We start from the raw sequence: 20032 nt of genomic DNA, 5'->3' as shown, positions 1-20032 counted from the left end.
ATTAAGCCCAGTAAAAACGCCCGGCCAGGCCGGGCGTTACGTGATCAAGCCTTATCGCGCTGCTGGCGTCGGTCACCGGGGAGAAGCTCGTCTTCACGAAACGCCTCCCGCTTAATGCCGTAACCATCATGCCATCGACACTCCACCATTCCGCTGGAATACCCGGTGACAATCATGCGCGGGCCGCCATTTTTTGGCTTAACTTCATCACTGACCAAAAAGACCATACCCGCCTCCTTATCAGGGTGAAACTGTTTCAATTTAGACGAGGACCGGCCTTTTTGCATCCTGGCGCGCGTAACAATTAATGCGAGGTGCCGCGCACTTTGCCCACCATCTTAACCACAAGAACCACAACGACGCCAATGATAAACCCGATAACCAGGTTAAGCAGCGTAGGCAGTATGGTCGCCACGAGTGACCCCTGCGCTGACGCAAAATGCTCGATCGCATGATGCAGCGGCGCAATGCCGTGGACCACGATCCCGCCGCCGACGAGGAACATCGCCAGGGTACCCACGATGGACAGGCTTTTCATTAGCCAGGGCGCAAGCACCAGCAGGCCTTTACCAATGCCTCTCGCGACCGCACTCGACTTCTCTTCAAGCCAGTAGCCAATGTCATCCAGCTTCACGATAAGCCCCACCAGGCCATACACGCCCACCGTCACCAGGATAGCGATGCCGGACAGGATAAGCACCTGATTGAGCAGCGGCGCGTCGGAGACAATCCCAAGGGTGATCGCCACAATTTCCGCCGACAGAATGAAGTCGGTACGGATAGCGCCTTTTACCTTATCGCGCTCGAAGGTTTTCGGATCCTGCGCGGCCAGAGCCTCCAGACGCTGCTGGCGCACCTCCGGCGTGTCGTTCTCTTTACGCGATGCAAACGAGTGCAGTATTTTTTCTGCCCCTTCGAAACAGAGAAAAGCCCCGCCAATCATCAGCAGCGGCGTGATCGCCCAGGGGATAAATGCGCTGATCAACAGCGCCAGCGGTACAAGAATAACCTTGTTGAGAAAAGATCCTTTCGCCACACCCCATACGACGGGCAGCTCCCGGTTCGCCCTGACCCCGCTGACCTGCTGGGCATTTAGCGATAAATCATCTCCCAGCACGCCGGCCGTCTTTTTCGCTGCCAGTTTTCCCATGACCGAAATGTCATCCAGCAAGGTGGCGATATCGTCCAGCAATGTTAATAAGCTACTTCCTGCCAAAATTTCTATCCTTCTTTTTTTGGTAATTAAGTAAATAGTATGGAGCAAAAGCGAAAACCCTGAAACAGGCACTTCAAGTCAACAATTATTTCACATCTATAACACAATTAAAGCGCTCGCCTGCGGGATAGTTTTGGCGTTTACTATGAGCGAACTTTTTATGTCGTCGTGAGGGATTATGCGTTTCCGGCACTTATTACCGCTCATTGGGGCGCTTTTTTCGCTGTATATCATCTGGGGTTCCACCTATTTTGTGATTCGAATTGGCGTCGAAAGCTGGCCGCCGCTGCTGATGGCCGGCGTTCGTTTCCTGTCGGCTGGCGTTCTGCTGTTGGCCTTTCTGCTGCTGCGCGGCCACAAGCTTCCACCGCTGCGCCCAATGCTCAACGCCGCCCTGATTGGCTTACTGCTTCTGGCGGTGGGCAATGGGTTCGTCACCATTGCGGAACACCGTAACGTACCCTCCGGCATTGCGGCGGTAGTTGTGGCGACCGTGCCGCTGTTTACGCTCTGCTTTAGCCGCCTGTTTGGCATTCGTACCCGCAAACTGGAGTGGCTGGGCATTGCTATTGGGCTTGCCGGGATCGTGATGCTGAACAGCGGCGGCAACCTGAGCGGCAACCCATGGGGCGCGGTGATTATTCTGATCGGCTCGATGAGCTGGGCGTTTGGGTCCGTGTACGGCTCGCGCATTGCGCTGCCGACCGGGATGATGGCAGGGGCCATTGAGATGCTGGCGGCAGGCATTGTGCTGCTTATCGCCTCGCTGTTAACCGGCGAGAAGCTGACGGCGATGCCGCCGCTTTCGGGCTTCCTTGCCGTGGGTTATCTGGCGCTTTTCGGCTCCATTATTGCGATCAACGCCTATATGTTCCTGATCCGCAACGTCTCCCCCGCCGTCGCCACCAGCTATGCCTATGTGAACCCGGTGGTTGCGGTGCTGCTGGGAACCGGTTTTGGCGGCGAAACGCTGTCCACCATCGAGTGGCTGGCGCTTGGGGTAATTGTATTTGCTGTGGTGCTGGTGACGCTGGGCAAATACCTGCTGCCCGCTAAGCCGGTGGTCGTGGCGTGTGAGGGGGAGAAACCGTAAGCGGGCGGATCCCCTGGGTATCGATCTGCGCGGCCTGACCGCCGCCGCAGATCCACTCTTCCAGCCGTTCGCTCAGCTCCGCATCCTTCAGCTTCAACCTGCCGCGCAGTGCACACTCCCAGACCACCAATACCCGCCAGTCCTGCGCGATAAGCGCGGCGATATCGCGACGATCGCGCAACACGTTCTTGCCGATTTTATCCAGCCAGAAGTCAGTCCGCGTGGCCGGGACTTTAAACAGATAGCAGTCGTGGTGATGCCAGAAGCAGCCGTGGGTAAAAATGATGCACGTGTAATCAGCGATAACGAAATCAGGACGCCCGGGAAGCGCCGCGTCCTGCACGCGAAAGTCGAAGCCAGCCTCGGTCAGCAGGCCGGCCAGCCGTTTTTCAATGGCGGTATCACGCGTGCCGATGGCCCGCATGTTTTTACTGCGGGTGGCCTTATTGTGAACATCCGTCATTGACGGCCTCGCTCTGACGTCGCGCAACGGCCTGCTGAATACGAGGAAGCAGCAGCTTCGCGACCGCAGCAAACGCCGGGACGACCACTGAATTGCCGAACTGACGATAGGCCTGGGTGTCCGACACAGGAATGCGGAAACTGTAGCCCTGTGGCGTTTCAAACCCCATCAGACGGGCACATTCACGCGGGGTCAGGCGACGCGGGCGGTGCTGCTGGTTGATCGGATCGTCGAAATCTTTTTCTCCCAGCGCTTTATCCCAGCCTCTGTCGATAAGGATCTCGGCACCGTCTTTGTAATAGCGCGCCGATAATGTCCGGGTAACGCTGTGCGGATCGTTCGGATTCACCATGCCAAAACCAAAGCCGTTACCCTTGGCCTGATGTTTTTTGGCATAGCGGTACAAATATTTCCACAGCACCGGGGTCAGAATAAATTTTGCGTCCACAGCGGGTTCCAGCAGGTCCGCAATGGTGGGACGGCGAGCCGGATAGAGGGCGGGAAGATTGCGCAGCGTGAAATCCCCCATCAGGTTGAGATCGCGGCGGAAGCCCACCAGCACAATACGCTCGCGGTGCTGCGGCAGGAAATGTTTGCCGTCGATAATTTTCGGGTCGTCGGCCCCCATGTCCTTCGAATCCGCCACGTCATAGCCCAGTTCGTCCAGGGTTTGCATGATGATGCGGAAGGTTTTCCCGCCGTCGTGACTTTTCAAATTCTTGACGTTTTCCAGCACAAAAATAGCCGGGCGGCGGGCGTCAATAATGCGTACTACGTCGAAAAACAGCGTTCCTTGGGTATCACAGGCGAAACCGTGGGCGCGCCCCAGCGCGTTCTTTTTCGAGACCCCTGCCAGAGAGAAAGGCTGACACGGAAAGCCCGCCAGCAGCACATCGTGCGCCGGGATAGCCTGGCGAATATGGTGGGCGGCCTCTTCATCGGTCACGCCGCTTTTGTGGCTCAGGGTGACGTCGCGGATATCTGCATTGAAATGATGTTCGTCGGGATCGCAATACCAGTTGGCTTTGTAGGTGCGCACCGCATGTTTATTCCACTCGCTGGTAAACACGCACTGGCCGCCAATCGCTTCAAAACCGTGGCGAATGCCGCCGATGCCCGCAAAGAGATCGATAAAGCGGAACGCATAGTTCGGGTGCGCGGCAGAGGGACGCGGGAGCAAATTTTGCAGGTAGCGGAACTCATCGTCGCTCAGGCGCTGGCCTGCCCGGTCGCTGATGAGCAGTCTTTTAACGATTGCCGGGCTCCAGTGGCTCCCGCCGTGGTTCTCCAGCTGGTTTGCCAGGGTTTTTGCATCATAGATATCCAGCAGCTGGCGCAGTAACGCCTGCACCGCTGCCGTTGATTTCTCAACCCGCTCGGGCGCGGGCTCAGTGACGAATTGATTTTCCTGCATTATTTTAACCGGACAATAAAGACGGGGAACAGATTACCACAGTTCAGGATCACAAACTGCGACGGAAGCGGTTCTGCACCTGGCTATCACGCCCCAGGCAATCACCCTGTAGTTCAGCGCTGAGTTTCGCCATAAAATCTATCAGGAAATCGGCGTTATGCCGCGCGAATTCGCGCCCGGCTGCGGTTTGCATTGTGTCAGGTAAACGGAGCAGCTTGGTCTGGAAGTGATCGAGCGCCCAGGCTTTGTCATCTAAGGTTCGGGCTTCGGCGAAAGGGTCCTCTGGATTAAAGAGTGCCGCGCCCAGCGCGCCGGAGACCGCAAAGACGCGCGCCAGGCCAATGGCTCCTAATGCTTCCAGCCGGTCAGCATCCTGAACGATTTTTGCCTCCAGGCTTTGCGGCGCAATTCCGGCGCTGAAGCTGTGCGCTTCGATAGCATGTTCCACGGCGGCGTAATGCTGCGCCGGGAAGTCGGGGAAATCGCGCTGCAGAATGTCCCGCGTTTTACGTGCCGCCAGCTGCGACGACTGACCGCGTTCAGGATGATTTTTCGGCAGGCTGACAATGTCATGAAAATAGCATGCGGTGAGGACCACCAGCGGATTGACCGGCTGGCCCGCCATCAGTTTTTGTGCCGTCATCCAGACGCGGCGAAAGTGCGACATATCATGGGCGGCGTCATCCGAAGTGTGGTTTTTGGTCAGCCACGCTTCGAAGCAGCGCTGCCAGGGTGCAAGTTCCATGGTCTTATCCTTTTTTAAACGCTAACCATAGCAATTTTCCCTGCAACCAGCACCCTTCCCTTACGAGGTACACATTCCCCTCATCCATTTATTACCTGAAGGCGTACGGAATATATAAGCATCAAAAATTAAACATCACGAATAATACAAAATAGAAATACTTAATAATAATTAGTCCTTATGCAGCAAGGAAATGCATTCACATGAAAAATAAAGAGATGAATAGAAATATTTTGTAATATTTATACCAGATTAATTACATTTATTTTTGAACCAAAAAAACAATCCTTAGAATAGTATCGACCCTGTAATTGCGGAGAGTGATTACATATATTCATATAAATTATCTTTAAAGGGAATATATAATGAAAAGAAAAGTTCTGGCAATTCTGGTACCCGCATTATTAATGGCAGGCGCAGCAAACGCGGCTGAAATGTACAACAAGAACGGCAACAAAGTTGACCTGTACGGCAAAGTCGACGCGCGTCATACCTTCTCTGATAACCCAGGCGATGATGGTGACGAAACCTACATGCAGGTTGGTTTCAAAGGCGAAACGCAGATCACTAACGACCTGACCGGCTACGGCCAGTGGGAATATAAGATCTTCGCCAACGACACCGAAGGCGCCAATAAATCCTATAACCGTCTGGCGTATGCCGGTCTGAAATATGGCGAATACGGTTCATTCGACTATGGCCGTAATTATGGCGTGGTGTATGACGTTGAAGCCTGGACCGATATGCTGCCGGTATTCGGTGGTGATTCTTACACCTGGACCGACAACTTCATGGTTGGCCGTGCCAATGGCCTTGCAACCTACCGCAACAATGATTTCTTCGGTCTGGTTGATGGCCTGAACTTTGCGCTGCAGTATCAGGGTGCGAACGAAGGCGCTAACGCTGAAGAAGACCAGGAAGGCACGAAAAATGGCCACAACGACATTCAGTTCCAGAACGGCGACGGCTACGGCATGTCTACCTCTTATGACTTCGCGGGCGATCTCGAAGGCCTGAGCCTGGGCGCGGCCTACTCTTCTTCCGATCGTACCAACAAACAGGTAGGTAAAGGGAAAAGCTACGAAAGCGTTGGTGTAGCTGCTGGCGAGCGTGCTGAAGCATGGACCGTTGGCGCGAAATACGACGCGAACAGCATCTATCTGGCCATGATGTATGCAGAAACCCGCAACATGACGCCATTCGGTGATATCGGTATCGCGAACAAGACTCAGAACTTCGAAGCGGTAGCTCAGTACCAGTTCGACTTCGGCCTGCGTCCTTCTCTGGCGTGGGTTTACTCAAAAGGCAAAGACCTGGATGGTCAGGGCTTCAGCAAAGACCTGGTTAACTACGTTGACCTGGGCATGACCTACAGCTTCAATAAAAACTTCTCTACTTATGTTGACTACAAAATCAACATGCTGGATGAAGACGAAGGCCTGTACAATGCATACGGTATTTCTACCGACGACATCGTTGGCGTTGGCATGACCTATCAGTTCTAATCCTGATAAATGATAAAGCCCGCGTATGCGGGCTTTTTTTTGTTATGGCGCTTCCTGCAACGCCACCCGGATAAACCCGTTATTTTGCGCCAGCAGCTCATGCGCCTGCCAGGCATCCAGCCCTGTCAGCACCATTAAGACCGCCGTTTTGCAATTCTGGTTACCGCCCTCCAGGGCCGCTTTCGCCACCGCCCGGGTGCAGCCCGCCGCCGCCATCACAATGGCGATTTGCCGCTCCGCCCATCGGGTATTTTTCGCCTCGATATCAACGCGCAGATTGCTGTAGACCCGCCCGGTACGAACGGCCAGTCCGGTCGTCACCTGATTGAGGATCATCTTTTGGGCAATTCCGGCTTTGGTATTGCCATACCCGGCCACCACGTCCGGACCCAGTTCAGGGGCGATCACCATGCCTGCCAGCTGCGCCGCTTCGCTTTGGGCGTCGCCCGTAATAACCGCGACAACAGCCCCCAGCGACCAGGCGTGGCGCATTGCCCCCCAGACCCAGGGCGTTTTGCCGCTGACGGTGAGGGCCAGCATCATGTCATGCTCGCCGAATGTGATCGCCTGAAGATCGGCCACGCCCTGCTCGTAGCTGTTGGCCTCCTCTCCCGCCGTAATGGCCAGGACAGGGTGTTTACCCGGCGCATACTCCGCCGCCGCCTGTTCCGCTATTCGCCCGGAAGGGCCAGCGCCCACGATCACCAGGCGACCGCCATGGCTTAGCGTGGCGGCGGCGTTATCGACCACGCGGGCAATGAGAGGTAAAAAGGGAGTAATGGCTTGTGAGATGTGGGCATCATCCTGGTGAATGACGTTCAGCATGTCCAGCGTGGACAATCGGTCGATATTCATCGTGCTGGCGTGCCGTCTTTCCTTGACCGAACCGGTAAGCATAATGCTCATAAACAGCCTCCTTATTATGAGTTCCCACACACTATAAAGTGTTTTATATGGATGACCTGCGAGGAGGGTCACGAAAGCGGCGCAACGGCCAGATTTACACGGCTTTAAGAAATGCCCATCATCGGTGATAATTACCCCCTTTCTCGATCATCGCGGAGCGGTAATGAGCGATTTGCAGCAACTTTCTCCGTCGCGCAAGCGTCCGATGAAACTCTACACTCTGGTCACGCTCATGGTATGCGCCATCATCGGCTCCGTTCTGCTGCTGGTATTTGCGCTCTACTCCATGCAAATCACCCGCGCCACGCGAGACGATGTCAAAGACACCGCCCTCGGCATTGCGCGCACCTTTGCCGACAGCCCGGACGTCCGGCGCGGTTTAATGGCATCGCCTCAGGATAATATTATTCAGCCCATCGCGCAGGCCGTCACCCGGCGCAACGATCTGCTGTTCACCGTTGTGACCGATATGCGCGGTATCCGCTACTCGCACCCAAACGAAGCGCTGCTGGGGCTGCATTTTATTGGTGACGATCTGACGCCCGCGCTGGAGGGGAAAGAGAACGTCTCCGTCAACCGGGGCGCGCTCGCCGAAGCGCTGCGCGTGTTTACCCCCGTCTACGATAGCCAGCACGATCAGATTGGCGTGGTGATCGTGGGGATCTCCCTGAAAAAGGTTGAGGATCAGATCACGCGCGGAAGGCTGAACGCGGTCTGGACGATCCTGTTCAGCATATTAATGAGTTCGCTGGCGATCTGGGGCCTGGTCCGGGTGCTGAAACGGATCCTGTTTGGGCTGGAGCCGTATGAAATTTCGGCCCTGTTTGAACAGCGGCAGGCGATGCTTCAGTCGCTGCGCGAAGGGGTTATCGCTGTGGATACCCATGGTCGCGTGACGATGGTGAACCACGCCGCGCGAGAAATTTTGCTGTTGCCGTCGGGCCAACAGTCGGAGAACGCCAGCGAACCGCTGCTGGCAAGCCTGCGCGAGGTGGCGAAAACCGGCGTGGCGCGTCAGGAGCGGGAGATCGGCTGCAACGGCAGGCTTCTGCTGTGTAACATGGTGCCGGTGAAAAGCCAGAACCGGGTTATCGGTGCGATCAGCACGTTCCGTGATAAAACAGAGGTCAGCCAGCTCATGCAGCGTATCGACGGCATGGTGAACTACGTGGACGCCCTGCGCGCCCATACCCATGAGTTTATGAACAAGCTGCACGTGATCCTGGGTCTGCTGCACATGAAACGCTATGACAAGCTGGAGGAGTATATCCTCCAGACCGCGAATAATTACCAGACCGATATCGGCGCGATCCAGCGCAAAATCAAATCACCGGTCATTGCGGGCTTCCTGTTTGGCAAAATCAATCGCGCCAAGGAGGCCGGGGTTACCCTGACGCTGGCCGAAGACTGTCACCTGCCCGATACGGCTAACGAAGAACAGGCCGCAGTGCTGGTCACCGTGCTCGGCAACCTGATTGAAAACGCGCTGGATGCCATGCACGATCAGCCAGAGGGCGAGATTGGCCTTTTATTGCACTATCAGGGCGGCTGGCTAAGCTGTGAAGTCAGCGACGACGGTCCCGGTATCGATCCCCTCCATCTGGAGGACGTTTTTACCAAAGGGTACTCAACGAAAGGTGAAAACCGCGGCGTTGGGCTATTCCTTGCACGCCAGCAGATCCAGAATCTGGGCGGTGACATTACCGTCGAGTCTGAGCCGGGCGTATTTACTCAATTTTTTGTTCACATCCCCTGGGATAGCGAGAGGAATATCGCGTGATAAATGTATTAATTGTCGATGATGACGCCATGGTAGCCGACCTCAACCGTCTGTATGTCAATCGTGTTGACGGGTTTAGCTGCTGCGGCGTCGCCTCCACGCTCAACCAGGCCGAGGCCATCATCAACAATCCCGACCAGCCTGTCGATCTGGTGCTGCTCGACGTCTATATGCAGCAGGATAACGGCCTGGATCTGCTGCCCGTGATCCGCGCGTCCGGCCGCCCGATTGACGTGATTATGATCTCTTCTGCGTCCGATGCCGCCACCATTCAGACCTCCATGCATTACGGCGTGGTGGATTACCTGATCAAACCGTTCCAGTTCCCGCGCTTTGAAGAGGCGTTGAACGGCTGGAAGGCGAAGCACAACCTGATGGGTTCACATCAGTACTATGAGCAGGCGGATGTGGACAGGCTGCTGCACGGCGGCGCGCCTGAGCTGGCGGACAGTAAAAAATTACCGAAGGGGCTGACGCCGCAAACGCTGCGCACCATTTGCCAGTGGATTGACGAACATCCCGAGACGGAGTTCTCCACCGACGATCTGGCCAACGCGGTCAATATTTCCCGCGTCTCCTGCCGCAAGTATCTGATTTGGCTGGCGCAGATCAACATCCTGTTCACCAGTATTCATTACGGTGCGACCGGGCGTCCGGTTTATCGCTACCGTCTGCAACCCGAGCAGATCGGGCTGCTTAAACAGTATTGTCAGTAACGCGGTAGGCGTTATCCAGTAAGGTGAAGCGGAAGTGGTGCATCGACGAGATCACCACGTCTTTGCTTTTGGTCACAAAGATGGCCTCAATGTCCGGGCGCGCACACAGCGCCTCGCAGCCTTTTTCTGCACCCATCCCGTATAACAGCGTGGTCCAGAGATCGCCATCCAGGGAATCTTTCGACACCACGGTGACGCTGTCCAGCGCGTTGTCCAGCGGGTAGCCGGTACGCGGGTCAAGAATGTGGTGATAGCGTTTGCCGTTTTGTTCAAAATAGCGTTCGTAAGTTCCTGAAGTCACCACTGACCGGTTCTCCACCACAATGGCACCAATCAGTGCATCGGTACTGAACGGTTTTTTCAGCCCCACGCTCCAGCCCCCCTCCGGCGAGCCGAGCGTCTGGATATTGCCGCCGAGGTTAATCAACCCCCGTTCAGCGCCCTCTCTTTGCAGATAATCACGCACGCGATCGGCAATGTAGCCCTTGGCAATGGCTCCCAGGTCGATCTCCATTCCGGCTTTGGTCAGAAATACGCTGGAGTCAGTTTCATCGAGCACCACCTCTTGCGGGCGGGTGATAGCCAGCAGCGCGGCAATATCATCGGCAGGCGGTACGCTGTCGCCCTTAAAGCCGATCTTCCAGCGCTTGACCAGGGGACCAATCGCGAGGTTGAACGCGCTGTTTTTAAGCAGGCTTGCCGCCCGCGCACAGCGGATCAGCTCAAACACCGGGCGGCTAACGGTAACCGGATGTTGGCCGGCAGCATGATTGATCGCCATCACCTCTGACTGAGCGCGGTTGACGGTAAACAGATCTTCATAGTGGCGGATCAGGCGAAAAACGCGGGAGGCGAGCGCTTCGTCATGGGAGAAGAGTTTCAGGAGGATGGGTGACCCCATCAGAACGGCGGAATAGCTGTAGACGCGATGGCCGTCGGGCATAGCATGTCTCCTCGATGTCGCCCCGGCAAGCACCGCGCCGCCGGGGAAAATGCCGGATGGCGCTGCGCTTATCCGGCCTGCAACACAGATACCTTAGGCATTTTTCGCGCGCATCGCCGCCTGATGTCCGGAAAGGGTACCAAAAATAATGATATCTGCCACGGCGTTACCGCCGATACGGTTACCCCCGTGGATCCCGCCGACCACTTCACCCGCCGCAAACGCCCCAGGCAGCACGTTGTGGTGAGTATCCAGCACGCAGGTTTCGGTGTTAATGGTCACGCCGCCCATGGTGTGGTGCACGCCCGGTGCAATCTGAATGGCGTAGAACGGCCCTTCGTTGATTGGCGCACGCAGCGCGGTGGTCCGGCCAAAATCATCGTCATGCTGTTTTTCGACAAAACCGTTGTAACGCGCCAGCGTCGTCAGGAAGGCCTCGCTGTTCATTCCCAGCTTCTCGGCCAGCGCCTCAGGCGAGCTGGCGCTGGTGACAAAGCCTTTAGCGATATACTCATCCGCCGCTTTGTTTTTGGTGCGAACATGCTCGTCAAAGACGATGTAAGCGTATTTCTCCGGCAGGGCAATAATCTGCGCGGAGACTTTATCACGGGTCTCCATTTCGTTGAAGAAGCGGTTACCCTGCTGGCTTACCAGAATCGCCCCGCCACCGCGAATGGATTCAGAAATCAGGTATGAGGTGTTCTGCTCAACGGTTGGGTGGATCTGAATTTCACCCATATCCACGGTGCCCGCGCCAATACGTTCCAGCAGGGCGATGCCGCCGCCGGTGGCCCCTTTATGGTTGGTGGTCACAAACCCGTCGAGGTCAGGACGGTATTTGACCACCATCTGGCTGTTGGCGCTAAAGCCACCGGTCGCCACAATGACGCTTTTCGCATCGACGGTGAAGGTTTCGTTCTCTTCGGTGGTCAGCCGTACGCCGGTCACTTCACCGTTTTCAAACAGGATGTCGCTGACGGAGGTGTCGAGCATCACGTCGATATTGCGTTTGTTGATATTGCGCACCAGGCCGCTGATCAGATAACCCCCCACCGCGGAGCCGTCTTTTGGACGGTGGGTGCGGTCGATGCTCATCCCGCCGGTGGTAGTGATGTCGTTCAGCATGATACCGCGCGTTGCCAGCCATTCGATGGCCTCAGGCGCGTTCTCAACGAAGCGATGCAGCAGTTCCGGGTTGTTCTTGTTGCCGCCGCCTTTCAGGGTCTCCTTGTAGAACAGCGCTTTGCTGTCCTGGATCCCTTTTACACGCTGGAAGCGGGTTTCTGCCGCGTTCATCCCGGCGGAGGCTTTGATGGTATTACCGCCAATGGTCGGCATTTTCTCGACGATCAGCACGCTCGCGCCTTCATCGTGGGCCTGAATGGCCGCTGCCAGCCCCGCACCGCCGCTGCCGATCACGACAACATCAAAGGATTTGGTTTCGTTCGGGTCCGCCCCCTCCTCTGCCGCCAGCGCTTTACTGGATTTCAGCATCGCTTTGGAAACGGCTTTTTTCACCGCTTCGCTCTGGCTGGTCGCGCCGGTAATGGCATCGACGTGCGGGGTGTTAGCATCAAGGATGCGGGTGCGGATCTCTTCGAAGCTGGTGACAAACTCAACGTTGTCCTCCGGGCCGGAGGCCAGTTCGATATCGGCAATGCGGTCGGTCTCAAGGCTAACGTTGATTACCAGCTCGTTGGTGTCATCCTGGACTTTCTCAACAAACGTGCCCGGTTTGAATTTGGATTCGCCCATGCTCATGTCGCGGATCATGGCTTCCACCAGCGAGAAACGCCACAGCGGTTCCGGGATGTTCAACGCTTCACGCTGTGTGCTGTCCATAAACAGCTCAAGGTTTTCGCCCGCGGCAATGCGGTCGGTCCAGTCCGGGTAGGCGATGGTCGCACGGCCTACGGCAATCAGATCGTAGCCGTGGTCCAGCGCTTCATTGACGTCAGACGCGTTCACCACGCCACCCACGCCCATCACCGGCACCTGAGCCAGAGTGTCAGAGCGCATCGCGAGATATTTTTCGATAAGCGGCGTTGGGTCCTGGGTATCCACGATGGACGGACGCAGGGTTGCGCCGACGGAGAAGTGCAGGTAATCCACGCCGCGCGCCGCCAGTTTTTCCAGCAGGTACAGGGTGTCGTCGAAGCGGATCCCGGGCACTTCCATCTCTTCGGGTGAGAAACGGTAGCCAATGATGAAAGCATCGTCCGCGTACTGGCGCACCATTTTATGGGTGATGTCCAGCACCGCCAGCGGGAATCTGGCGCGCTTATCGCGGCTGCCGCCCCACTCGTCGTCACGCTGGTTAGAGTTAGGGGAATAGAACTGTTGAATCAGGTAGGTGTTGGCACCGTGGATCTCGACGCCGTCAAAGCCGGCCTGAATCGCGCGACGCACCGCGTCGCCAAACTTAACGATCATCCCTTCCACTTCTTCGGTGGTCAGGGCAACCGGCGTTGCGGCCCCCTCACGCGGCGCGGCAACAGCGCTCGGCCCAACCGGCGTGCGGCCACCAATCAGCTTCGGGTCGACCATGCGGCCGCCGTGGTAGATCTGCAGTAACGCTCTGGAGCCTTTGGATTTGATGGCCTCCGCAATTTTTGCCAGCCCGGCAATTTTTTCGTCGTTATCGATACCAATCGCGCCGGGGAAAGCGAGGCCCAGATCGTCGACAAAACAGCACTCAACGATGATTGTGCCGATGCTTCCTGACCGCGCCCGGTAGTACTCCACCAGCTCGCTGGTCACGGAACCATCGTAATAGCCGGTGCAGGTGGTCATTGGCGCCATTAACAAACGGTTTTTCAGTTCGGTACCATTCGGCAGAGTGAAAGGACTCAACATGCGTTCGTTAGTGTTCATAATAAAAACTCCAAACTTTAGAAATTAAGAATTCGTTATCGGGCGCGGTTTTATTTCGTTTTTTATGCCGATGTCATAATACTAATATAAAGATTTTTTTAGTTACTAAAGCTATTACGTTAGTTATAAAACTATTTAATCCCTGAAATAACATTCGTAATACATTGGTGTTAGTAACATTGTTTCAGTCATTCACAATTATTTAAAACATGTTAAGCTACAAATGGCCTTACCATTAACCCACAATCAATAAAAAAACACTAAAATCAACAACATAAAACAGACCACACAAAATTTTGTTATCAATATGATAAATTTATCCTCAAAAACAAATAATACCCACATAAGCCGGAGTGGTTATTTTAAAAAGTTTAAAAATACTCCCTCAATTCCATTTATTTGATCGCGATCAATAGAATTGGACTCTAAAGGCGCAATATATAAATATCATCATTTTTTAATTTAGCGCATTCAGAAATGCGTTAAATCGCTATTACTGAATAGACAAACCGCACCTTAAATAACTAAAAAAAAGCGAACCACGAAAAGAGCGCGGAAGTGTGTATTCACCCTGAGCCGAATTTTTTACAACTTAAGACGTGACACTATGAATACAAAAACTGCTGTAACGCCTCCTGCGGCGAGTAAAGCATCTGACGGAAAGGCAAAACGTCTGCTGATGATGGCGCTGCCGATCGTGGTCGCCATACTTCTGCTGTTTGTTCCCGTCCCTGACGGGTTGCCTCCTTATGCCTGGCACTACTTCGCCATCTTCGTCGGCGTGATTGTCGGGTTAATCTTCGAGCCCCTGCCGGGCGCGGTTATTGGCCTGACTGGCGTAGTGGCGATTGCGCTATGCAGCCAGTGGGTACTGTTCAGTCCGGAACAGCTGGCGGACCCGAAATTCAAACTGGCGGGTGCCTCCTTTAAGTGGGCGGTGAGCGGGTTTGGTAACTCTACCGTGTGGCTGATTTTCGGCGCCTTTATGTTCGCCGCGGGCTACGACAAAACCCGCTTTGGCCGCCGTCTGGCGCTGATTCTGGTGAAGTATCTTGGCCGCCGCAGCCTGACGCTCGGTTACGCCATTACCTTCGCAGACCTGCTGCTGGCCCCGTTCACGCCGTCCAATACCGCGCGCAGCGGCGGGACCATCTACCCGATTATCGCTAACCTGCCACCGCTGTATGGTTCAAAACCAAACGACCCGAGCGCGCGCAAGATCGGCTCGTACCTGATGTGGGTTGCCATTACTGCGGCCTGTATCACCAGTTCCATGTTCCTTTCCGCGCTGGCACCCAACCTGCTGGCACTGGCCCTGGTGAAAAGTACGGTGGGTATTGATATCTCCTGGGGGTCCTGGTTCCTCGCCTTCCTGCCGCTGGGTATCCTGCTGATCCTGACCATGCCGCTGCTGGCCTACTGGTTCTACCCGCCAGAAGTGAAAGTGAACAACGAAGTGCCGCTGTGGGCGACCCGTGAACTGGAAAAACTGGGCAAACTGTCGCGCAACGAAATCCTGCTGCTGGTGTTCGTCTGCTGTGCGCTGATGATGTGGATCTTCGCGGCGGCGTGGATTGAACCGGCTATGGCGGCTCTGTTAATCGTCGGCCTGATGCTGTGGACAGGCGTGCTGGAGTGGAACGACATCACCGGCAACAAAGCGGCATGGAACACCTTCGTCTGGTTCGCTACCCTGGTGGCGCTGGCAGATGGCCTCTCCTCTACCGGCTTTATCAGCTGGCTGGGCAAAGAAGGCGGCATGCTGATGAGCGGTATTTCACCGGGCGTGGCGACCATCGTTCTGCTGCTGGCGTTCTACCTGCTGCACTATCTGTTTGCCAGCACCACCGCCCATACCACGGCGCTGCTGCCTGCAATGCTGACTATCGCCTCCACCATCCCGGGCATGAATATGGAAGTGTTTGTCCTGCTGATGGTCACCTCCCTGGGCGTGATGGGGATCATTACCCCATACGGTACGGGCCCAAGCCCGATTTACTACGGTAGCGGCTACCTGCCAACCAAAGACTACTGGCGTCTGGGCACCATCTTCGGTGCCATCTTCCTGGCGGCCCTGCTGCTGATTGGTTATCCGTGGATGTCCATGATGTTCTAAGAACAATGCCCGGTGGCGCAAGCATACCGGGCCTATCCGTTCTCATCATGCTTTGATGTTGTAGGCCTGATAAGCGAAGCGCCATCAGTCAAAAACAGATTTTGGAGTTGAGTATGTCGAATAAGCCCTTTGTGTACCAAAACCCCTTCCCGCTGTCTCACGACGACACCGAATACTATCTGCTGACCAAAGAGTATGTCTCCGTGGCCGACTTTGAGGGTCAGGAGATCCTGAAAGTTGAGCCGCAGGCGCTTACGCTGCTGGCGCAACACGCCTTCCACGATGCCGCGTTCATGCTGCGTCCGTCGCACCAGCGGCAGGTCGCGGCCATTCTTAACGACCCTGAGGCCAGCGAAAACGACAAATACGTCGCCCTGCAGTTCCTGCGCAATTCTGAAATCGCGGCCAAAGGCGTGCTGCCAACCTGTCAGGACACCGGCACCGCCATCATCATGGGGAAAAAAGGCCAGCGCGTGTGGACCGGAGGCGGCGATGAAGCCGCGCTGAGCCAGGGCGTCTACAACACCTACATCGAGGATAACCTGCGCTATTCCCAGAACGCGGCGCTGGATATGTATCAGGAGGTCAACACCGGCACTAACCTGCCAGCGCAGATCGATCTGTATAGCGTCGATGGCGACGAGTATAAATTCCTGTGCATGGCGAAAGGCGGCGGTTCAGCCAACAAAACCTACCTTTATCAGGAAACCAAGGCGCTGATTACCCCGGCGAAGCTGAAAAACTACCTGGTTGAGAAAATGCGGACCCTGGGCACGGCGGCCTGCCCGCCTTACCACATTGCGTTCGTGATTGGCGGCACGTCGGCGGAAAGCACGCTGAAAACCGTCAAACTGGCCTCAACCCGCTACTACGACGGTCTGCCTGTCGAAGGGAACGCGCACGGTCAGGCGTTCCGCGACGTTCAGCTTGAACAGGAACTGCTTCAGGAAGCCCAAAACCTCGGCCTTGGCGCGCAGTTCGGCGGGAAATACTTCGCCCACGATATCCGCGTGATCCGCCTGCCGCGCCACGGCGCATCCTGCCCGATCGGCATGGGCGTTTCCTGTTCGGCAGATCGCAACATCAAGGCGAAAATCAACCGCGACGGGATTTGGATCGAGAAGCTGGAACATAATCCGGGCCAGTATATTCCTGAATCGCTGCGCCAGCAGGGTGAAGGCGACGTGGTCAGCATCGATCTGAACAAGCCGATGGCTGAGATCCTCGCGCAGCTCTCGGCTCATCCGGTTTCAACCCGCCTGTCGCTGAGCGGTACCATTATTGTGGCGCGCGACATCGCCCACGCGAAGCTGAAAGAGCTGCTCGACAACGGTGAAGAACTGCCGCAGTACGTGAAAGATCACCCGATCTACTACGCGGGCCCGGCCAAAACGCCGGAAGGCTACGCGTCAGGCTCGCTTGGACCAACGACCGCAGGCCGTATGGACTCGTATGTGGATTTACTGCAATCCCACGGCGCGAGCATGATCATGCTGGCGAAAGGCAACCGCAGCCAGCAGGTGACGGATGCCTGCCACCAGCACGGCGGGTTCTACCTGGGCAGCATCGGCGGCCCGGCGGCGGTGCTGGCGCAAAACAGCATCAAAAGCCTGGAGTGCGTGGCGTATCCTGAACTGGGTATGGAGGCTATCTGGAAAATTGAGGTCGAGAACTTCCCGGCGTTTATCCTTGTGGATGACAAAGGCAACGACTTCTTCCAGCAGATCCAGAACCAACAGTGCAAAGGTTGTTCACAGCGCTGAGCATAATGCCGGGTAGCGCCGCGCTTACCCGGCCTGGCGCATGCTTTTTTGCCACAGCGTCGGCAGCAGCGACAGCGTACGATCAATAGTCCCGCGCTTGTCGCTGCCCGGTTTCCAGATGGTGACCATCGTCTGGCTGATTCCCTGGCTGCCCACTTCGGTGTGCAGCCTTTTGACGTTTTTCCACTGTGTCGCCTGCAGGTGCGTCGGCAAAAATCCCCAGCCGCATCCCTGCTCCAGCAGGCCGCGAAGCATCTCCAGTTCATTGGTAAAAATCGTATGCCCGGAGATTTGCAGGCGACGTGCCACCGGTTCGTCAGAGGCGTCGTGCATCACGATCTGCGGCACAAGAGAGAGGTCAAGCAGCGAAAGCGGCGGCGAGGCCGACGCAAAACGCCCCTTCGAGGCATAGAAATCCATATCGATTGCGCCCAGAGCGCGCCACTCCATGTCACTGCCCACGCTGCGGTTGCGCGCCTGGCAGATCCCCAGATCGGCCTGGCCGCTGGCCAGCATCGCCTCGGCCTCATCCCGCGAGGCACTCTTCAGGCTCAACCGGACGTTTTGCCCGGCCATCACGCCTATCAGTGCCTGCAAAAACGCCCTGGGCGTAAAGGGATCGTAGACAAGGGAAATTTCCTGCGTGGCGCTTTCAGGCACCTCTTTCGCAAAGGCCTCAAAGGCTTTTACCTGGCGCATCAGCAGGTGCGCCTGCCGTCGGAGTTGCTCCCCTTCCGGGGTTAACCGCAGCGTGCGCCCTTCCCGCTCGAAGAGCGTGTAGCCCAGCCCATCTTCGAGAAAATCAATCAGATCGCGCAGGGTCGTCCGGTCTTTACCCAGTTTGCCCGCCGCCTTCATCAGGCTCCCGTGCTCCGCCACGGCGGTGAACGCCTCCAGTTGAGCAAAGGAATAGAGTAACGTCGCCACGTTGCATCCTTATCAAAAATACGGGGGATTTTCCCCCATTACGCGCTTTTTATTATAGGCCGCAGGTTCTTAAACTGAAGGCATTCTTAACCCATACGAGAAAACCATGAAAAATAAATCGTTAAATTTCACACTGCTCGCGGGCCTTGTCTTCACCAGCCTGCTCTCTCCTGTCGCCATGGCGGCCTGTGAAGGCACCGACCTGGCGACCTGTCCGGCCCCGTTTGACGCAAAACTGCCTGACACGCATAGCATGCTCACCTGGAGCCAAAGCGATCGCGTTGTCGGCTTTCGCAATGACTACCGCAACTACGCGGGCGACGTGTTCCGTCACGGTAATGCCACCCCGCTGCTGGCCGCAGAAAAACCGCTGAAAGACGCCAGCTATCAGGTGAATGGCAAAACCTACAATCTTCAGGATTACCTTAAGCGCCAGAACGTCAGCGGTATGCTGGTGCTGAAAGACGGCAAAGTGGCGTGGAAATATCTGGGTGAAGGCAATACCGACTCCACGCTCTGGACGTCTCGTTCTGTAGGGAAATCGGTCGTTTCGGCGCTGGTAGGCGTGGCGATTAAAGAAGGCAAGATCCACTCGCTCGACGATCTTGTTACGCAGTACGAACCGGATTTAAAAGGCACCGCCTGGGACGGCGTGACGTTAAAACAGCTGATCACCCATACCTCCGGCGTGGCGTGGAACGAGGATTACACCAACCCGAAATCGGATTTCGCCCAGCTCACCGAATGCGAAGCCAAACCTGGCACCTATGACTGCGTGCGTAAGCTGGTCTCCGGTTTACATCGTGAACACCCTGCCGGGGAAAACTGGTCTTACTCATCCGGCGGCGCATGGCTGCTGGGGGATGTCCTTGAGCGCGCCACCGGCATGACGCTGGCGGCGTACCTCGAGAAAAGCATCTGGCAACCATACGGCATGGCGAGCGACGGCGTGTGGCACGCCTACAGTAAGGGCCAGCACGACGTCGGCGCGCATGGCTTTAACGCCACGCTGGAAGACTGGGGTCGCTTCGGGGAGTTTATCCTGCACAACGGCACCCTGCCAGACGGCAAACAGATCCTGCCGGACAACTGGGTTCAGCACTCGTCCGACTGGACGCACGCGAAAGGCTCGGTATCTGACGCCCATCCAGACGGCCTTTACGGCTACCAGTGGTGGAACAATGAGGTTCCCGCCAATGCCCAACACGTCAGCTCTGCGGTTCAGGATTCACTGAAAGGCTCTCTGTGGGCGCTGGGGATCTTCGGTCAGATGATCATGGTGAACCCAACGGAGAATCTGGTGATCGTTCAATGGTCAACCTGGCCGCAGGCGGAACCGTCGTTCAGCGCGCAGCCGCTTGAGGCATCCCTGATGTTCAGTGCGATTGCCAACGCATTGCGATAAGTTATGGTAAAAAGTCAGGCATCGCCTGGCTTTTGTCTTCTTTGCTGCCCATGTCGCCTCTGCGCGATGTCACAAAACAGCATTATCAGGGGCGCGCCCAAATTGGTGAATAAAAAATCAATTAATTGTTAAGTTGTTGTTACGACAATCCCTCCCGATCGGCTCT

The 20032-nt window shown here is 56.0% G+C and carries 16 protein-coding genes; 7 read left to right on the top strand and 9 right to left on the bottom strand.

Features of this window, described 5'->3' with window-relative positions:
• Positions 1–44 precede the first annotated feature (44 nt).
• Together ACWKX3_RS02400 and ACWKX3_RS02395 are read right to left on the bottom strand one after the other, a co-directional pair.
• The gene (locus tag ACWKX3_RS02400) at positions 45–227 is read right to left on the bottom strand and encodes a YodC family protein (RefSeq protein ID WP_042320149.1); all 183 of its coding nucleotides are present in this window, start codon (positions 225–227) and stop codon (positions 45–47) included.
• 77 nt (positions 228–304) lie between these two features.
• Positions 305–1216 (bottom strand): DUF808 domain-containing protein, encoded by a 912-nt coding sequence (locus ACWKX3_RS02395; RefSeq protein WP_042320151.1) that lies wholly within the window; start codon positions 1214–1216, stop codon positions 305–307.
• Positions 1217–1394: 178 nt separating this feature from the next.
• Between ACWKX3_RS02395 and yedA the strand changes: the two genes are divergently transcribed.
• Positions 1395–2309, top strand: coding sequence for a drug/metabolite exporter YedA (yedA, locus tag ACWKX3_RS02390; RefSeq protein WP_006176227.1), 915 nt, complete (start codon positions 1395–1397; stop codon positions 2307–2309).
• Here yedA and ACWKX3_RS02385 read toward each other — a convergent pair.
• Genes ACWKX3_RS02385 through ACWKX3_RS02375 form a run of 3 tightly spaced genes read right to left on the bottom strand, consistent with a single transcriptional unit; the run spans position 2269 to position 4931 of the window.
• Positions 2269–2772: a very short patch repair endonuclease gene (locus ACWKX3_RS02385; RefSeq protein ID WP_454541211.1), complete on the bottom strand. Its 504-nt coding sequence runs from the start codon at positions 2770–2772 to the stop codon at positions 2269–2271. The genes yedA and ACWKX3_RS02385 overlap by 41 nt on opposite strands.
• A complete protein-coding gene (locus tag ACWKX3_RS02380; RefSeq protein ID WP_006176229.1) occupies positions 2753–4186 on the bottom strand; it encodes a DNA cytosine methyltransferase in 1434 nt (477 codons plus the stop codon). Before ACWKX3_RS02380 ends, ACWKX3_RS02385 begins: the two co-directional genes overlap by 20 nt.
• 49 nt (positions 4187–4235) lie before the next feature.
• Positions 4236–4931 (bottom strand): phosphohydrolase, encoded by a 696-nt coding sequence (locus tag ACWKX3_RS02375; RefSeq protein WP_454541210.1) that lies wholly within the window; start codon positions 4929–4931, stop codon positions 4236–4238.
• 365 nt (positions 4932–5296) lie between these two features.
• Between ACWKX3_RS02375 and ompC the strand changes: the two genes are divergently transcribed.
• A complete protein-coding gene (gene ompC, locus ACWKX3_RS02370; RefSeq protein ID WP_454541209.1) occupies positions 5297–6436 on the top strand; it encodes a porin OmpC in 1140 nt (379 codons plus the stop codon).
• Between the two features lie 42 nt (positions 6437–6478).
• On the opposite strand, the gene ACWKX3_RS02365 is transcribed toward ompC, so the two are convergent.
• Complete coding sequence (locus ACWKX3_RS02365) at positions 6479–7342, bottom strand: N-acetylmuramic acid 6-phosphate etherase (protein WP_313826926.1); 864 nt, start codon at positions 7340–7342, stop codon at positions 6479–6481.
• A gap of 163 nt (positions 7343–7505) precedes the next feature.
• Between ACWKX3_RS02365 and ACWKX3_RS02360 the strand changes: the two genes are divergently transcribed.
• Together ACWKX3_RS02360 and dcuR are read left to right on the top strand one after the other, a co-directional pair.
• Positions 7506–9122, top strand: a complete 1617-nt coding sequence (locus ACWKX3_RS02360) for a sensor histidine kinase (protein ID WP_454541208.1) — start codon at positions 7506–7508, stop codon at positions 9120–9122.
• On the top strand, positions 9119–9838 hold the full coding sequence (gene dcuR, locus ACWKX3_RS02355; protein ID WP_102890543.1) for a two-component system response regulator DcuR: 720 nt from the start codon (positions 9119–9121) through the stop codon (positions 9836–9838). Before ACWKX3_RS02360 ends, dcuR begins: the two co-directional genes overlap by 4 nt.
• Here the strand turns inward: dcuR and ACWKX3_RS02350 are convergent.
• Both ACWKX3_RS02350 and ACWKX3_RS02345 read right to left on the bottom strand, forming a co-directional pair.
• Positions 9819–10781, bottom strand: coding sequence for an FAD:protein FMN transferase (locus ACWKX3_RS02350; protein ID WP_454541207.1), 963 nt, complete (start codon positions 10779–10781; stop codon positions 9819–9821). The genes dcuR and ACWKX3_RS02350 overlap by 20 nt on opposite strands.
• A gap of 93 nt (positions 10782–10874) precedes the next feature.
• Entirely contained in the window at positions 10875–13655 is a 2781-nt protein-coding gene (locus ACWKX3_RS02345) for a flavocytochrome c (protein ID WP_454541206.1), read from the bottom strand.
• A gap of 607 nt (positions 13656–14262) precedes the next feature.
• Between ACWKX3_RS02345 and ACWKX3_RS02340 the strand changes: the two genes are divergently transcribed.
• Positions 14263–15771 carry an anion permease gene (locus ACWKX3_RS02340; protein WP_454541205.1) on the top strand — a complete coding sequence of 503 codons (1509 nt, stop codon included), beginning with the start codon at positions 14263–14265 and terminating at the stop codon, positions 15769–15771.
• 113 nt (positions 15772–15884) lie between these two features.
• Positions 15885–17534: a class I fumarate hydratase FumA gene (fumA, locus tag ACWKX3_RS02335; protein WP_102890539.1), complete on the top strand. Its 1650-nt coding sequence runs from the start codon at positions 15885–15887 to the stop codon at positions 17532–17534.
• A 24-nt stretch (positions 17535–17558) separates the two neighbouring features.
• On the opposite strand, the gene ACWKX3_RS02330 is transcribed toward fumA, so the two are convergent.
• On the bottom strand, positions 17559–18461 hold the full coding sequence (locus ACWKX3_RS02330; RefSeq protein WP_454541204.1) for a LysR family transcriptional regulator: 903 nt from the start codon (positions 18459–18461) through the stop codon (positions 17559–17561).
• A 106-nt stretch (positions 18462–18567) separates the two neighbouring features.
• On the opposite strand from ACWKX3_RS02330, the gene ACWKX3_RS02325 reads away from it, so the two are divergent.
• A complete protein-coding gene (locus ACWKX3_RS02325; protein ID WP_454541203.1) occupies positions 18568–19866 on the top strand; it encodes a serine hydrolase domain-containing protein in 1299 nt (432 codons plus the stop codon).
• Positions 19867–20032: the final 166 nt, after the last annotated feature.

It is taken from the genome of Enterobacter sp. UPMP2052, from assembly GCF_053709675.1.
This window is presented reverse-complemented; position numbering and strand designations above follow the sequence as displayed.

Bases quoted from the DNA above. Each gene is read 5' to 3' on its own strand.
- ACWKX3_RS02325 (WP_454541203.1), top strand. From the start codon at position 18,568: ATGAAAAATAAATCGTTAAATTTCACACTGCTCGCGGGCCTTGTCTTC.
- fumA (WP_102890539.1), top strand. From the start codon at position 15,885: ATGTCGAATAAGCCCTTTGTGTACCAAAACCCCTTCCCGCTGTCTCAC.
- ACWKX3_RS02385 (WP_454541211.1), bottom strand. From the start codon at position 2,772: ATGACGGATGTTCACAATAAGGCCACCCGCAGTAAAAACATGCGGGCC.
- ACWKX3_RS02375 (WP_454541210.1), bottom strand. From the start codon at position 4,931: ATGGAACTTGCACCCTGGCAGCGCTGCTTCGAAGCGTGGCTGACCAAA.
- ACWKX3_RS02340 (WP_454541205.1), top strand. From the start codon at position 14,263: ATGAATACAAAAACTGCTGTAACGCCTCCTGCGGCGAGTAAAGCATCT.
- ACWKX3_RS02365 (WP_313826926.1), bottom strand. From the start codon at position 7,342: ATGAGCATTATGCTTACCGGTTCGGTCAAGGAAAGACGGCACGCCAGC.
- ACWKX3_RS02350 (WP_454541207.1), bottom strand. From the start codon at position 10,781: ATGCCCGACGGCCATCGCGTCTACAGCTATTCCGCCGTTCTGATGGGG.
- ACWKX3_RS02360 (WP_454541208.1), top strand. From the start codon at position 7,506: ATGAGCGATTTGCAGCAACTTTCTCCGTCGCGCAAGCGTCCGATGAAA.
- ACWKX3_RS02400 (WP_042320149.1), bottom strand. From the start codon at position 227: ATGGTCTTTTTGGTCAGTGATGAAGTTAAGCCAAAAAATGGCGGCCCG.
- ompC (WP_454541209.1), top strand. From the start codon at position 5,297: ATGAAAAGAAAAGTTCTGGCAATTCTGGTACCCGCATTATTAATGGCA.
- ACWKX3_RS02380 (WP_006176229.1), bottom strand. From the start codon at position 4,186: ATGCAGGAAAATCAATTCGTCACTGAGCCCGCGCCCGAGCGGGTTGAG.
- yedA (WP_006176227.1), top strand. From the start codon at position 1,395: ATGCGTTTCCGGCACTTATTACCGCTCATTGGGGCGCTTTTTTCGCTG.
- ACWKX3_RS02345 (WP_454541206.1), bottom strand. From the start codon at position 13,655: ATGAACACTAACGAACGCATGTTGAGTCCTTTCACTCTGCCGAATGGT.